The 14071-nt window shown below is 73.2% G+C and carries 14 protein-coding genes; 10 read left to right on the top strand and 4 right to left on the bottom strand.

Annotated elements, in window-relative coordinates:
* Positions 1-185: 185 nt before the first annotated feature.
* Entirely contained in the window at positions 186-1418 is a 1233-nt protein-coding gene (gene rocD / locus AB0F52_RS48210) for an ornithine--oxo-acid transaminase (RefSeq protein WP_360186261.1), read from the bottom strand.
* 143 nt (positions 1419-1561) lie between these two features.
* Between rocD and AB0F52_RS48205 the strand changes: the two genes are divergently transcribed.
* Positions 1562-1867 (top strand): metalloregulator ArsR/SmtB family transcription factor, encoded by a 306-nt coding sequence (locus AB0F52_RS48205; RefSeq protein ID WP_360186258.1) that lies wholly within the window; start codon positions 1562-1564, stop codon positions 1865-1867.
* Positions 1868-1996: 129 nt separating this feature from the next.
* On the opposite strand, the gene AB0F52_RS48200 is transcribed toward AB0F52_RS48205, so the two are convergent.
* Positions 1997-2155, bottom strand: coding sequence for a hypothetical protein (locus AB0F52_RS48200; RefSeq protein ID WP_360186256.1), 159 nt, complete (start codon positions 2153-2155; stop codon positions 1997-1999).
* A 59-nt stretch (positions 2156-2214) separates the two neighbouring features.
* Between AB0F52_RS48200 and AB0F52_RS48195 the strand changes: the two genes are divergently transcribed.
* The 4 genes from AB0F52_RS48195 to AB0F52_RS48180 are packed head-to-tail and all read left to right on the top strand — an operon-like array spanning position 2215 to position 6569.
* The gene (locus AB0F52_RS48195) at positions 2215-3066 is read left to right on the top strand and encodes a PPK2 family polyphosphate kinase (RefSeq protein WP_360186253.1); all 852 of its coding nucleotides are present in this window, start codon (positions 2215-2217) and stop codon (positions 3064-3066) included.
* Between the two features lie 20 nt (positions 3067-3086).
* Positions 3087-5186 carry a prolyl oligopeptidase family serine peptidase gene (locus tag AB0F52_RS48190; protein WP_360186250.1) on the top strand — a complete coding sequence of 700 codons (2100 nt, stop codon included), beginning with the start codon at positions 3087-3089 and terminating at the stop codon, positions 5184-5186.
* Complete coding sequence (locus AB0F52_RS48185; RefSeq protein ID WP_360186247.1) at positions 5183-6133, top strand: LLM class F420-dependent oxidoreductase; 951 nt, start codon at positions 5183-5185, stop codon at positions 6131-6133. Before AB0F52_RS48190 ends, AB0F52_RS48185 begins: the two co-directional genes overlap by 4 nt.
* A gap of 55 nt (positions 6134-6188) precedes the next feature.
* The gene (locus AB0F52_RS48180) at positions 6189-6569 is read left to right on the top strand and encodes a hypothetical protein (RefSeq protein WP_360186244.1); all 381 of its coding nucleotides are present in this window, start codon (positions 6189-6191) and stop codon (positions 6567-6569) included.
* Here AB0F52_RS48180 and crcB read toward each other — a convergent pair.
* Together crcB and AB0F52_RS48170 are read right to left on the bottom strand one after the other, a co-directional pair.
* A complete protein-coding gene (crcB, locus tag AB0F52_RS48175) occupies positions 6566-6940 on the bottom strand; it encodes a fluoride efflux transporter CrcB (protein WP_360186240.1) in 375 nt (124 codons plus the stop codon). The two genes, AB0F52_RS48180 and crcB, sit on opposite strands and share 4 nt — an antisense overlap.
* 70 nt (positions 6941-7010) lie before the next feature.
* Positions 7011-7412: a CrcB family protein gene (locus AB0F52_RS48170; protein WP_360186238.1), complete on the bottom strand. Its 402-nt coding sequence runs from the start codon at positions 7410-7412 to the stop codon at positions 7011-7013.
* A 139-nt stretch (positions 7413-7551) separates the two neighbouring features.
* Between AB0F52_RS48170 and AB0F52_RS48165 the strand changes: the two genes are divergently transcribed.
* The 5 genes from AB0F52_RS48165 (at position 7552) to AB0F52_RS48145 (ending at position 13853) form a co-directional block, all read left to right on the top strand.
* The gene (locus tag AB0F52_RS48165) at positions 7552-9150 is read left to right on the top strand and encodes an aminotransferase class I/II-fold pyridoxal phosphate-dependent enzyme (protein WP_360186235.1); all 1599 of its coding nucleotides are present in this window, start codon (positions 7552-7554) and stop codon (positions 9148-9150) included.
* Positions 9147-10424, top strand: coding sequence for a SidA/IucD/PvdA family monooxygenase (locus AB0F52_RS48160; RefSeq protein ID WP_360186232.1), 1278 nt, complete (start codon positions 9147-9149; stop codon positions 10422-10424). The genes AB0F52_RS48165 and AB0F52_RS48160 overlap by 4 nt, the downstream gene beginning before the upstream one ends.
* Positions 10421-12151 carry an IucA/IucC family protein gene (locus AB0F52_RS48155; RefSeq protein WP_360186228.1) on the top strand — a complete coding sequence of 577 codons (1731 nt, stop codon included), beginning with the start codon at positions 10421-10423 and terminating at the stop codon, positions 12149-12151. The genes AB0F52_RS48160 and AB0F52_RS48155 overlap by 4 nt, the downstream gene beginning before the upstream one ends.
* A complete protein-coding gene (locus AB0F52_RS48150) occupies positions 12148-13455 on the top strand; it encodes a glutamine synthetase (RefSeq protein ID WP_360186225.1) in 1308 nt (435 codons plus the stop codon). The genes AB0F52_RS48155 and AB0F52_RS48150 overlap by 4 nt, the downstream gene beginning before the upstream one ends.
* A 101-nt stretch (positions 13456-13556) precedes the next feature.
* Positions 13557-13853 carry a hypothetical protein gene (locus AB0F52_RS48145; RefSeq protein ID WP_360186223.1) on the top strand — a complete coding sequence of 99 codons (297 nt, stop codon included), beginning with the start codon at positions 13557-13559 and terminating at the stop codon, positions 13851-13853.
* Positions 13854-14071 lie beyond the last annotated feature (218 nt).

Raw genomic sequence — 14071 nt, 5'->3', positions numbered from 1 at the left:
GTGGGGCCCCCGGGGGCCCGGGGGGGGGGGGCCTGCGGCCCCCCCTTATTCCATTCTGCGGGACCTCCGAGGTCCCGAATGAGTCATTCGCGACCTGGGGGTGAGCTGCGGCCGGCTGGTGCTCGGACATTGTGTTCCCGGACGCCGCCGGGGCGGGAGGCTCAGCCGGCGGCGTCCGGGTGGTCTCAGGGGCGGATGACCTCGGCGATCGCGTCGATGCCGCGGTCCAGCTCCTCGCGGGTGATCACCAGCGGCGGGGCGACGCGCAGGGTGCGCTCGTGCGTCTCCTTGCACAGGACGCCCCGCGCGATCAGCGCTTCCGACGCCGCCCGGCCCGAAGGACCGCCCGGGGCGATGTCGATGCCCGCCCACAGGCCGCGGCCGCGGACCTCCGAGAGCCCCTGCCCGATCAGCTCGTTCAGCCGCGCGTGCAGGTGGGCGCCCAGCTCGGTGGCGCGCTGCTGGAACTCGCCCGTGTTCAACAGGCGAACGACCGCCCGGCCGACCGCGCAGGCCAGCGGGTTGCCGCCGAAGGTCGAGCCGTGCTCGCCCGGCTTCAGCACGCCGAGGACGTCTCGGCGGCCGACCACCGCCGACACCGGCAGGATGCCGCCGCCGAGGGCCTTGCCGAGGGTGTACACGTCCGCGCGGATACCCTCGTGGTCCAGCGCCAGCACCGTGCCGGTGCGGGCCAGCCCGGACTGGATCTCGTCCGCGATCAGCAGCACGCCGTGCTCGTCACAGGCGGCGCGGACGTCGGCGAAGTAGCCCTCCGGCGGCACGATGACGCCGGCCTCGCCCTGCACCGGCTCCAGCAGCACCGCGGCGGTGCGCGGGGTGATCGCGTCGCGCAGCGCGGCCGCGTCGCCGTACTTCACCGTGACGAAGCCCGGCGTGAACGGGCCGAAGTCGGCGCGAGCGGTCTCGTCGGTGGAGAACGACACGATCGTCGTGGTCCGGCCGTGGAAGTTCGAGCCCGCGACGATGATCTCGGCGGTGCCGTCCGGCACCCCCTTGACCCGGTGCGCCCACTTGCGGGCGATCTTGACCGCGGACTCGACGGCCTCGGCGCCGGAGTTCATCGGCAGCACCAGCTCGGTGCCGGTCAGCTCGGCCAGCTCGCGGCAGAACAACCCCAGCTGGTCGTGGTGGAACGCCCGCGACGTCAGCGTGACGCGCCCGAGCTGCTCGACGGCGGCGGCGATCAGGTCCGGGTGGCGGTGACCGAAGTTCAGGGCCGAGTACCCGGAGAGGAAGTCGAGGTAGGACTTGCCCTCGACGTCGGTCACCGAGGCGCCGGCGGCTTCGGCGATCACGACGGGCAGCGGGTGGTAGTTGTGCGTGCTCCATCGCTCGTCGAGCTCGATGAAGCTCGCTGCGGTGGGGGCGGCGGTCTCCCGGCCGGCGAACGTCGTCATGCGTTCAGGTTAGAGGCAGAACACGCAGACTTCAGCCGGGAATCATTGCTTTCACCCGGTGTTCGTTGCGCAATATGCACGTTACACCCCCGAAACAGTGCGCGGCGATGACGAGAGCATGGGTAAGCCGTAACTTACCGTTCGTGGCGACTTACGGAAGCGACCGGCTGGCCGCCCTCGCCGACCCCTCGCGACGCGCGATCTTCGAAGCGCTCCGGGACGGGCCGCGCGCGGTCGGCGAGCTGGCCGCGGACCTGCCGATCAGCCGGCCGGCCGTCTCCCAGCACCTCAAGGTGCTCAAGGAGGCCGGCCTGGTCACCGATCGGGCCGTCGGCACCAAGCGGCTCTACCGGCTCGAACCGGCCGGGATCGCCGCCCTGCGCACCTACCTCGACGGGATGTGGTCGGACGCGCTGAAAGCCTTCGCCGACCTGGCGGAATCCACCTAAGAGGCGCAGTCATGACCTTGGAACCAATCCGCAAGACGATCACCGTCGCCTGTTCGCGCGAGCACGCGTTCAAGACCTACACCGAGGCCTTCGACCAGTGACGAATCGGGCATCTCGCGAGATGCCTCCTCAATCACGCGAGATGCCCCTCTCGACACGCGAGATGCCCGGTTCGTCACTGGCGGATCGACCCGGACCCGGCGCGTCGAGCTGGAGCACCGGAAATTCGAGCGGCACGGCGAAACCGGCGCGAAGGTCCGCGAAGGCGTCTCCGGCGAGGGCGGCCACGGTGCCCTGCTGGAGCTCTTCGCCGGGAAAGCAGCCGCCTGAGGGGGTAGTTTCGCTGGATGGCCAAGAAGGACGACGGAAGCCGGGTCCGGGACGCGCTGCGCGTCGGTGACGAGCTGCCCGACCCGGGCTCGGCCCCGGTCGGGCCCGGCAAGAAGGCCAAGGCCCTCGCCGGGCTCGAGAGCGCGGGAGAGCGGTTGTCCGCGCTGCAGGAGGCGCTCTTCGCCGAGGGGACCGCCGGCAGCAGCCGCCGGGTGCTGCTCGTGCTGCAGGGCATGGACACCTCCGGCAAGGGCGGCACGGTGTCGCACGTGCTCGGCCTGGTGAACCCGATGGGCGTCCGGTACGCGGCGTTCAAGAAGCCCACCCCGGCCGAACTGCGGCACCACTACCTGTGGCGGATCCGCAAGCAGCTGCCCGCGCCCGGCCAGATCGGCGTCTTCGACCGCTCGCACTACGAGGACATCCTGGTCCCGCGGGTGTCCGGCCTGCTCACCGCGGCCGAACGGAAGCGCCGCTACGCCGAGCTCAACGAGTTCGAGGCGGAACTGGCCGAGGCGGGCACCACCGTGGTCAAGGTGTTCCTGCACATCTCGCCGGAGGAGCAGCTCAAGCGGCTCAAGGCCCGGCTCGTCACGCCGGAGAAGCGCTGGAAGTACAACCCGGGCGACCTCGAGGCGCGGTCGCACTGGCCGGCCTACGAGCAGGCCTACGCCGACATCTTCAAGAAGACGTCGACCCCGCACGCGCCCTGGTACGCGGTGCCCGCCGACCACAAGTGGTACCGCAACTGGGCCGTCGCCGAACTGCTCATCGAGACGCTGGCCGACCTGAAGCCGCGGTTCCCCGAGCCGGACTACGACGTCGACGTCGAGCTGGCCAAGCTGAAGGGTGTTGGCGTCCGGTCGTGACCGTCTGGAAGAGTGCGGGCGTGACCGATGTCGACGACCTCCCGTTCCTCCGCAAGCAGGCCCGGACCCAGCGCTTCACCCTCGGCGCGCCGAAGGAGTTCCGGGTCGCCCCGGACGGCTCCCGCGTGCTGTTCCTGCGCGCGGAGTCGGGCACCGACCCCCGGCACAGCCTCTGGGCGGCCGACCTGGCGACCGGTGCCGAGACGAAGCTCGTCGACGCCGCCGAGCTGCTGCCCGGCGAAGAGGAGCTGCCCGCCGAAGAGCGCGCGCGGCGGGAACGGGCCCGGGAGACCGGCGGCGGTGTCGTGCACTACGGCGTCGACGCGGCCTTCACCGTCGCGGTGTTCTCCCTCTCGGGCAAGCTCTACACCCTGGACCTCGTGTCCGGCGAGGTGACGCTGCGCGTCGACGGTTCGGTCATCGACCCGCGGCCCAGCCCGGCCGGCACGCACGTCGCCTACGTCCAGAACCGGCGGCTGCACGTGCTGGAGCTGGCCACCGGCGACGACCGCGTGCTCGTCGAGGAAGAAGGCGAGGACATCGCCTGGGGCCTCGCCGAGTTCATCGCGGCCGAGGAGATGGACCGGACCCGCGGCTACTGGTGGGCCCCCGACGGCCGCGGCATCCTGGCCGAACGCTCCGACCGCGGCCCGGTCCCGCGCTGGACCATCGCCGACCCGGCCAACCCGCAGAACCCGGCCACCGTCGTCGCCTACCCGGCCGCGGGCACCACGAACGCCCTCGTTTCCCTGGCGGTGCTCGGCCTGGACGGCTCGCGCGTCGACGTTGCGCCGGGCGACTGGGAGTACCTGGCCTCGGTGCACTGGTCGGCCGGCGGTGCGCCGCTGCTCGCCGTGCAGCCGCGTGACCAGAAGCGGATGGACGTCCTCGCGCTCGACGTCACCGACGGCTCGACCTCGGTGGTGCACACGGCGACCGACCAGCACTGGATCGACATCGTCGGCGGCGTCCCGGCGTGGACGCCCGACGGGCGGCTGGTCGTCGAGGGCATGGTCGACGGCGACCACCGGCTGTTCGTCGGCGGCGAGGCCGTCACGCCGGCCGGGCTGCAGCTGCGGGCCGTGCTCGACGTCGGCGACGAGATCCTGTTCAGCGCGTCCGAGGCCGACCCGACGCAGATCCACGTCTTCCGGACCGAGGGCTCGTCGGTGCGTCGCCTGTCCACTGTGGACGGGGTGCACCACGGCTCCGGGAACGCGGCGGTCACCGTGCTGTCGTCGTGGAGCCTGGAGCACAGCGGCCCGCGCGTCTCGGTGCTGCGGGACGGCGCGCCGGTCGCGTCGATCGGCTCGTCCACTGTGGACCCGGACATCGTGCCGAACCTGACCTGGCTGACGCTGGGGGAGCGCGGCTTGCGCGCGGCGCTGCTCCTGCCGCGCGGCTACGAGCCGAGCGAGGGCAGGCTGCCGGTGCTGCTCGACCCGTACGGCGGCCCGCACGCCCAGCGCGTCCTGCAGAGCCGCAACGCCTTCCTGACGTCGCAGTGGCTGGCCGACCAGGGTTTCGCGGTGCTCGTCGCGGACGGCCGCGGCACGCCGGGCCGCGGCGCGGTGTGGGAGCGCGAGATCGCCGGGCGCCTCGCCGACGTCACCCTGCAGGACCAGGTCGACGCGCTGCAGGCGGCGGCCGCTCAGTTCGCCGAGCTGGATGTGGAGCGGGTCGCGATCCGGGGCTGGTCCTACGGCGGCTACCTGTCGGCGCTGGCGGTGCTGCGGCGCCCGGACGTCTTCCACGCGGCGGTCGCGGGCGCGCCGGTCACCGACTGGTCGCTGTACGACACGCACTACACCGAGCGGTACCTCGGCAAGCCGCAGGACGAGCCGGAAAGCTATGCGCACAACTCGCTGATCGAGAGCGCGGCCGAGCTGAGCCGGGCGCTGCTGATCGTGCACGGGCTGGCCGACGACAACGTGTTCGTCGCGCACTCGCTGCGGCTGTCGTCGGCGTTGCTGGCGAAGGGCCGCTCCCACGTCTTCCTGCCGCTGGCGGGGGCCACCCACATGACGCCGCAGGCCGAAGAGGTCGCGGAGAACCTGATGCGCACGCAGGTGGACTGGCTGCTGCGTGAACTTTCCGCCGTCGAGAAGGAGACTGCATGAGCCGCTGGGGCCTGACGATCCCGTTGACCGGGGTGCCGCTGACGGCGCACCGCGAACTGGTCGAACAGCTGCCGGACCTGGGCTACACCGACGCGTGGACGGCCGAAACGGCGGGCACCGACGCGTTCACGCCGCTGGCGCTGGCCTCGCAGTGGGCACCGCAGCTGCGGCTGGGCACGGCGATCGTGCCGGTGTACACGCGCGGCCCGGGCCTGCTGGCGATGCAGGCGGCGACGGTGGCGGAACTGGCGCCCGGCCGGTTCGTCCTCGGCATCGGCGCGTCGTCCCCGGTGATCGTCTCCCAGTGGAACGCGGCTTCCTTCGACGAGCCGTTCGCGCGCTCCCGGGACACGCTGCGGTTCCTGCGTTCGGCGCTGGCGGGGGAGAAGGTCAGCGAGAAGTACGAGACGTTCGCGGTGTCGAAGTTCCGGCTGGAGCGGCCCACGGACCCGCCGCCGTCGATCATGCTGGCGGCCCTGCGGCCGGGCATGCTGCGGCTGGCGGCGCGCGAAGCCGACGGCGCGATCACGAACTGGCTGGCGGCTTCGGACGTCCCGAAGGTGCGTTCCGTCGTCGGTCCGGACGTCGAGCTGGCGGCCCGGATCTTCGTCTGCCCGACCGAAGACGCCGAGGCGGCCCGGGGTCTGGGCCGGATGCTGATCTCGAGCTACCTGACGGTGCCGGTGTACGCGGCGTTCCACGAGTGGCTGGGCCGCGGCGAGGCGCTGGCCCCGATGCACGAGGCGTGGGCCGCCGGGGATCGGCAGAAGGCGAACCAGGTGATCCCGGACTCCGTCGTGGACGAGCTGGTGATCCACGGGAGCGTCGAGTCGTGCCGGGAGCAGGTGCAAGCCTATGTGGACAACGGCTTGACGACGCCGATCATCGCGCTGCTGCCGACCGGGGAGGACCCGTTCGAGCAGGTCCGCGGCCTGGCGCCGCGCTGATATTGCGTTGCCGTCCTCCGGGGCCGGGTGTTTCCTGGCCCCGGAGGAGGAACGGATGCGACGGAAGACGCCGCCGGAGAAGAAGCGGCTCAGCTACCTGAAGGACCGGCGCGACGACTACGGCGAGAACGCCAAGTCGACGCGCAAGAACCTGCCGCGCAGCAAGGCGTTCGCGCGTCGGAGCAACCGCGCGCGGGAAAGCCTCGCTCTGCGGGCGGCGACCGGCGTGCCCGACGAAACCCGTGCCGAGGCGGCCGAGCAGCGACTGCTGCGGAGCCGCCGCCGGGTGAAGCGCAAGTGGGCCGACGTCACCTTGGCCGAATACGTCGAGGGGAAGCTCGAGCGCCGCGCGGGCCGCGAAAACGGCCGGGCGGGGCGGCTCGACGAGGCGCTTGGCCGCGTCCGGCGGCGGATGCGGCGTCCGGACCGCGGCTAAGCGAAGACCGCGGTGGCCAGCGCCAGGCCGAGGGCACCCGAGGTCAGGCCCGCGAGAACGGTGACGACCACGTTCAACACCGCGTACAGCCGCGTCTTCTCCAGGAACAGCCGGACCGTCTCGTAGCCGAACGTCGAGAACGTCGTCAGGCCGCCGCAGAAGCCCACCGCCACCAGCGCGCGCACCGACGACGGCTCCGCGCCGTGCAGGAGCCAGCCGCTCAGGAACCCCAGGATGAACGAGCCCGCGATGTTCACCGTCAGCGTCCCGAAGGGGAACGGCGAGTCGCGCCACTGCTGGACCTTCCGGTCGGTCAGGTACCGCAGGACCGAGCCCGCCGCGCCGCCCAGGGCCACCAGGACCGGCGTCACTCCGCCCGCCCCCCGTGCCAGTGGTCGTCTTCGCCGAGGTAGATCGTGCGGCGGGTGGGCAGTCCGTCCATCAGCGCCCCTTCCGCACCGCGCGCGTCGCGGCCAGGCCGGCCGCGACCGCCGTCAGGCACAGCACCACCGACGCGGCCAGGTACGCCAAGGATCCCACGAGCCGCCCGGTCGTCGCGGCGTCGAGGGTGTCGGTCACGAACGTGGAGAACGTCGTGAAGCCGCCGAGGATCCCGACGCCGAGGAACGGCCGGAGCAGGTGGTGAGGGCGCGCGGTGGTCGTCAGGACCGCCATCAGGACGCCGATGAGCAGGCAGCCGAGCACGTTGGTGAGCAGCGTGGCGACGGCGAACTCGCCGCGCGCGTGCGGGATCGCCACCGACAGGCCGTAGCGGGCGAGACTGCCGAGGGCGCCGCCGGCGGCGATGGCCGACAGGACATCCCACCGGGGCACGCTGATCACCTCCTCGCGGTGAACCTACTCCCGATGGCCGACGCGTCACCGCCACCCGGTCGAGCATGCTGGACGGGGATGACAGGCAGCCGTCGATCGCCGTACTGTTGCGCAGCGTAGGCAAGGCAACCCTAAGGAAGGCGGGCACATGCGGGCAGACGGGCTGGCCGGTGGCGAAGGTGGCGCGGACCGGCTCGGCGAGCTGATCCCGGTGGCCCTGCGCGGAATGGCGGCGGGCGTGGCCGAGCGCGGCGGCCCGGTCCCGGCGGGCGGCCCGGCCGCGGTGGCGGCGGCACTGGTGGCGGAGCGTGGCGAGCCGGGGCCGGCGGTGGCCGGCGCGGCCGAGCCGGGGGGCGGGGATTTCGGGGGCGCGGGGCTGCACCGGGCCGCACCCGCACCCGCTCCCGAGGGTGGGGAGCGGGGCCGCGCGGATTTCGGGCCCGAGGGGGCGCACCGGGCCGCACCCGCACTCGCCGCCGGGAACGGGGCCCTGCCCCGCCGGGGTGTCGGCGCCGAAGCCGCGCTCGAACAACTCAGCCGCCTGCTCGCCGCCGGCTCCGCTGATCCCGCCGATCCCGCCTGTGCCGCCCACCTGCACTGCCCGCCCCTCGCCGTGTCCGTCGCCGCCGATGTCGTCGCCAGTGCGCTCAACCCCTCCATGGACTCGTGGGACCAAGCGCCCGTCGCCAGCGAACTCGAACGGGAATTCACCACCGGGATCGCCCGGTTGTGCTACCCCGGCGCTGCCCGGCCCGACGCCGTCGTGACCACCGGCGGGACCGAATCCAACCTCCTCGGCCTGCTCCTCGCCCGCGAAAACGGCGTCCTCCAGCCCGTCTGCGGGGCCAACGCCCACCACAGCGTCGCCCGCGCCGCCTGGCTGCTCGGCCTGCCCGCCCCGATCGTCGTCCCGTGCGAAGGCGACCGCCTGCTCCCCGATGCGCTCGACAAGATCCTCACCCCGGGCTGCGTCGTCGTCGCCACCGCCGGGACCACCAACACCGGCACCCTCGACCCCTTGCCCGAAATCGCCGCGATCTGCCGCCGGCACGAGGCCCGGCTGCACGTCGACGCGGCCTACGGCGGCATGGCCCTGTGCAGCGAACCGCTCAAGACCAAACTCGACGGGCTCGACCTCGCCGACTCCGTCGCGCTCGACCTGCACAAGTTCGGCTGGCAACCGGTCGCCGCCGGGCTCTTCGCCGCCCGCGAAGCCGCCGATCTCGGCGCGCTCACCGTCCGCGCCGAGTACCTCAACGCCGACGACGACACCGAAGCCGGCCTGCCGGACCTGCTCGGCCGCTCCATCCGGACGTCGCGGCGGCCGGACGCCTTCCGGATGGCCGTCACCGTGCACGCGCTCGGCACCGACGGCCTCGGCGCGCTCGTCGAACGCTGCTGCGCCACCGCCACCGAGCTCGCCCGGCGCGTCGAGGACCACCCGGGCCTGCGCCTGTGGGGCCCGCCCGAACTGTCCACCGTGGTCCTGCGGCCGGTCGTCGCCGACGAGGCGGGCGGCGACGAGCTCGTCGCGCGCGTCCGCCGCGCGCTCCTCGAAGCGGGCACCGCCGTCATCGGCCGGGCCGCGCTGCCGACCGGGCCCGGCGGGGCGAACCAGCTGTGGCTCAAGCTGACACTGCTGCACCCGCACACCACCGCCGCCGACTACCTCCCGCTGCTCGACCGGATCGCCGCCACAGCCGGCGCCGAGCTCGTGGCCGGCCGGGAAAGCCCGGTCGCTTCGTGAGGCGCCACCACCTCGCCGGCATCGGGATCGGGCCGTTCAACCTCTCGCTCGCGGCGCTGGCCGCCGGAGTCGACGGCCTCGACGCCGTCTTCTTCGACGCCCGCCCGGAGTTCCGCTGGCACCCCGGCCTGCTCGTCGAGGGCGCGACGCTGCAGGTGCCGTTCCTGGCCGACCTGGTGACGCTGGTCGATCCGACGAACCCGTTCTCCTTCCTCAACTACCTGCGCGACCGCGGCCGCCTGCTGCCGTTCTACTTCGCCGAGCGGTTCCACCCGCTTCGCGTGGAGTACGACGACTACGGCCGCTGGGCCGCCACGCGGCTGCCTTCGTGCCACTTCGGCCACGAAGTGACCGGCATCCGCTGGACCGGTGACGCCTTCGAACTCACGATCGCCGGGACCGGACCGGTGCTCGCGGACCACGTCGTGCTCGGCGTCGGCTCGGTGCCGTCGGTGCCGGCGCCCCTGCGGGACGTCGTCGCCGATCCCGGCGTCCTGGCGCTGCACTCGGCCGACTACCTGACGCACCGGGACGAACTCCTCGCGGCGGACAGCGTCACGGTCGTCGGTTCCGGGCAGTCGGGCGCCGAAGTGGTGCTCGACCTGCTCCGGTCGAGATCCACTGTGGACGGACTGCGCTGGCTCGCCCGGACGCCCGCGTTCGCGCCGATGGAGTATTCGAAACTCGGGCTCGAGCAGTTCACGCCGGACTACACCGCGTACTTCCGCCGCCTGCCCGAAGCGGTCCGCGACCGGCTGCTGCCCACGCAATGGCAGCTCTACAAGGGCATCGACGCCGAAACGATCGGCGCGATCCACGACGAGCTGTACCGCCGCAGCATCACCGGGCCGCCGGGGGCCGTGCTGACCCCCGGCGTCGAAGTCGTCTCCGCGTCCACAGTGGACGGCGCGATCGAGCTCGGCGTCCGGCACGCGCAGCAGGACCGCGGGGCCACCCTGCGCACCGCCGCCGTCGTCGCGGCCACCGGGTACGCGGAGGCACCGGCCGGGCCGCTGCTGGCCGGGCTCGGCGACGCCGTCCGCCGCGACCGGCGGGGCCGCCTGGAAGTCGGCGCGGACTACCGCGTCGCGCTCGACGTGCCCGGGGCGCTGTTCGTGCAGAACGCCGAACGGCACACGCACGGGCCCGGCGCCCCCGACCTCGGTCTCGGCGCGTGGCGGGCGGCCGTGATCCTCAACGCCGTGTGCGGCAAGACCGTGCACGAGCTACCCGACCGCACCGCGTTCACCACGTTCGGCCTGGAGGACAAGTGACCCTGGATGAGGCGGCCGCCTGGCGCGCGGCCGGCGCCCTGATCACGCACAAGATGCTCGGCGAGCTGTCCTACGAGCACATGCTGGAGCCGGTCGGCGACGGCGAGGAGTACCGGCTGGAGCTGCCCGGCGCCGGCTACACGTTCCGGGCCCGGCGGGGCGCGTTCGACGCCTGGACGGTCGAACCCGGCAGCGCGCACCGGAACGGCGAGCCGGTCACCGACCCGCGCACGCTCGTCGTGGACGCCCGCGAAGTCCTGGGCCTGAGCGGGCTGCGGCTGGCCGACGTGCTCGCCGAGCTGACCTCGACGATCGCCAACGAGGCCGCCCGCCTGCGGCGCGCCCCGACCGCGGCCGAGCTGTCCACGATGGACTACGACGTCGCGGACGGGCACCTCACCGGCCACCCGCGGCTCGTGCTCAACAAGGGGCGCGTCGGGTTCTCCGCCCGCGACCGGGCCCGGTACGCGCCCGAGGCGGGCGCGGACGTCCGGCTGCGCTGGTTCGCCGTCCACCCGGACCACGCCGAGTTCCGCTGCGTCGGCGAGCTGAGCCGGGACACCCTGCTGGCCGCCGAACTCGGCGAGCTGCGCGAAGAGTTCGCCGCGAAGGCACCCGAGGACTACGTCTGGGTGCCCGTGCACCCGTGGCAGGCCGACGAAATCCTCGGCACGCTCTACGCCGCCGAGCTCGCCACCGGCGTGGTGATCGACCTGGGGGAGAGCGCCGACGCCTACCGCCCGCACCAGACGGTCCGGACCCTGGCCAACGTGAGCACCCCCGGCCGCCACGACGTCAAGACGGCCGTGTCCGTGCGGAACACGCTGGTCTACCGCGGGCTCAACTCCGCGGCCACGCTCGCCGGGCCGTCGGTGACGACGTGGCTGCGCCGGATCAGCGCGGCGGACCCGCTGCTGACGGAGGAGTACCGGTTCGGGCTGCTCGGCGAAGTGGCGAGCGTGTCGGTGCAGCACCCGCTGTTCGGGCACCTCGAGGAACTGCCGTACCGGTTCCACGAAACCCTGGGCGCGCTGTGGCGCGAGCCCATCCGGCTCGCGGCGGGCGAGCGCGCGATTTCGTTCGCCGCCTTGCCGTACCGCGGCCCCGACGGCGTCTCGATGCTCTCGCACCTGATCGGCGGCGGGGACGCCACGAGCTGGCTGACGCGGCTGTTCGATCTGCTGCTCACGCCGTTGCTGCAGTGGCTGCTGCGCCACGGCGTCGGGTTCTGCCCGCACGGCCAGAACCTCGTCCTGGTCGTTGACCCGGCCGGGGTCCCGCAGCGGGTGCTGATCAAGGACTTCGCGCAGGGTGTCGACCTGCTCGACGAGCAGCTGGAGAGCTACGAGTCGCTGCCGCCCGAGGCGGCGGCGGACATGCTGCGCTGGCCCGCGCACCTGCTGGCCCAGTCGCTGTTCAGCTCGGTGTTCTCCGGCCAGTTCCGGTTCTGGGCCGAGGTCCTGCTCGACGAGCTGGGCCTGCCGCGGGCGGCGTTCTGGGCGCCGGTCCGGGAGATCGCCGGCCGCTACCGGGACGAGAACCCGGACGTGGCCGCGCGGTTCGACGCGTGCCGCCTGTTCGCCCCGGACGTCGAGCGCGTGACGCTCAACCGGGAGCACTTCGCCGGGCAGGGCTTCGACAAGGTGGAGCGCGACGACGAATTCGACGTCCGCTGGGGCCGGGTGCCGAACCCGCTGCACGCCCCGGATCCGGGTGGCGCCTGGTGACGGCGTTCGCGCGGCCGGCCGGCCCGCGGTCACTGGCCGCCCGGCGCGCGGCGGCCACGGCGGGCGAAGCGGTGCTGCGCGGCGTGCTCGCCGAGGACGGCGCCCGGCTGCTCCTGCTGGTGCCCGACCCGCACGCCCGGTTCGCCGCGGTGGAGCTCGGCGCGCCGTTCGCGCCCGAGGTCCTCGAAGACGGCTACGGCATCTGCAGCTACGTGTTCGCGTGGACGCCGTCGCGCGATCCGCTGCCGGCGTCCGGCGTGCTGGGCGGGTACCTCGAGGGCTTCGGCGACGTGCGGGTGCGGCCGGACGCGGCTTCGGCGATCCCGCTGGGTGACCGGACGTGGGCGGTGGTGGGCGACGCCGAGTGGCCGTCCGGGGCCGCCGCGGAGCTGGCGCCGCGCGAGGTGCTGCGCGGGCAGCTCGCGGCGTTGGAGGGCCTGGGCCTGGTGCCTTCGGTGGGCATCGAGCACGAGGTCGTGTTCCGCGACTCCGGCGGCGCGCCGCTCACGGCGCACGGCGTCGACTACGCCCTCGGCGGCACGGAACGCCTGGCGCCGCTGCTGCGCGACCTGCGGACGGACCTGGCCGACGCCGGGCTCGGCGTCGAGTCCGCGCGCGCCGAGTGCCATCCGGGGCAGTACGAGATCGTGCTGCGCCACCGCGACGCACTGGCCGCCTGTGACGACGTCCTGCTGCAGCAGCTGATCGTGCGCCGGGCGGCCGCGCGGCACGGCGTCACCGCGGACTACCTGGCGGCGCCGGAGCCGGGGCAGGGGAATTCCGGGCACGTGCACCTGTCGCTGTCCGCTGTGGACGGCTCGGAGCCGGATCTGCTGGGCGGGTTCCTGGCCGGTGTGCTCCGCGACGCTCGCGCGTTGACGGCGGTGTGGGCGCCGACGTGGAACTCCTACGTCCGGTTGCGGACGGCGCCGTTTTCTCCGCGTGAGGTGCGCTGGGGGCACGATGACCGGACGGCGTCCGTGCGCGTGGCCGGGTCGTCGGCGAACCGCCGCCTGGAGTTCCGCTTCGCCGGTGCGGACGCCCAGCCGCACCTGGTGGTCGCGGCGTTGCTGGCGGCGGGGCGGTTCGGGTTGGAGGAAGGGCTGACGCCACCGGAGCCGGGGGTTCTCGCCGGGACGCTGGCGGGTTCGCCGTGGGAAGCGTTGTCGCTGCTGGAGCGGACGGGGGAGCTGTTGGGGGCGGAGGTCGCGGCGCAGCTTTCTGCTTTGCTGACTGAGGAGATCGAGTCCGGGCTGGCGGCGGTGACCGATTGGCAGCGGCGCCGTGGCGCCCTCCGTTCGTGATTCGCCCACCGCGGTGGGCGTAACGACGGTGTTCTCGAGGGCGACTCCTGCGGGCGTACCGCGCTGACGGACCGCTGGGAGCCGCGTTGCCGAAAGAAGGCTTGTTCACCAGGATCGGGGCCATCGCCGCAGTCGTCGCCCTGGTGCCGGCCTACCTGGCCGTCGCGGGTGAGAAGGACTGGTGGCCGTTCCCGCCGCCCGTTGCGGGCGTGGCGCGGCCTGCCGCCTCCGGCGCCGCACCCGGTGGACCGGCCCGGTCCGCCCCGGCTCCGGAGGACTCCGCGACCGAGCTGGCCGGCTTTGTCGTCGGGTACTACCGCTCGATGCCGGACACCGCGGCGGGGTGGCCGCTGATCGGGCCGAGCCTGCGTGGGCGCGGGCGGGCGAGCGGTGGTTGAACGGCACGTGCTCACGGTGATCCACTATGACGGTGGGCTTCGCATCGATGCCGATGAATACCTTGGGCGGGGATGATGGTTGTCCCGAAGAGCCTTTGTTTCCGGCACCTTGGAGGGCTTTCTGGTTTCCGCCACCCCGAAGCCTGATTGTGACTACGGCCGGGGTGCCGCCGTTGGTGGGCGTGGAGGAGGCGCTAAGCCCGCGCTGCCCCCGGCGA

The sequence above is a fragment of the Amycolatopsis sp. NPDC024027 genome, from assembly GCF_040638975.1.
Taxonomy (GTDB): Bacteria; Actinomycetota; Actinomycetes; order Mycobacteriales; family Pseudonocardiaceae; genus Amycolatopsis.
The sequence above is the reverse complement of the archived record's forward strand: the minus strand, read 5'-3'. Positions and strand labels throughout refer to the sequence as shown.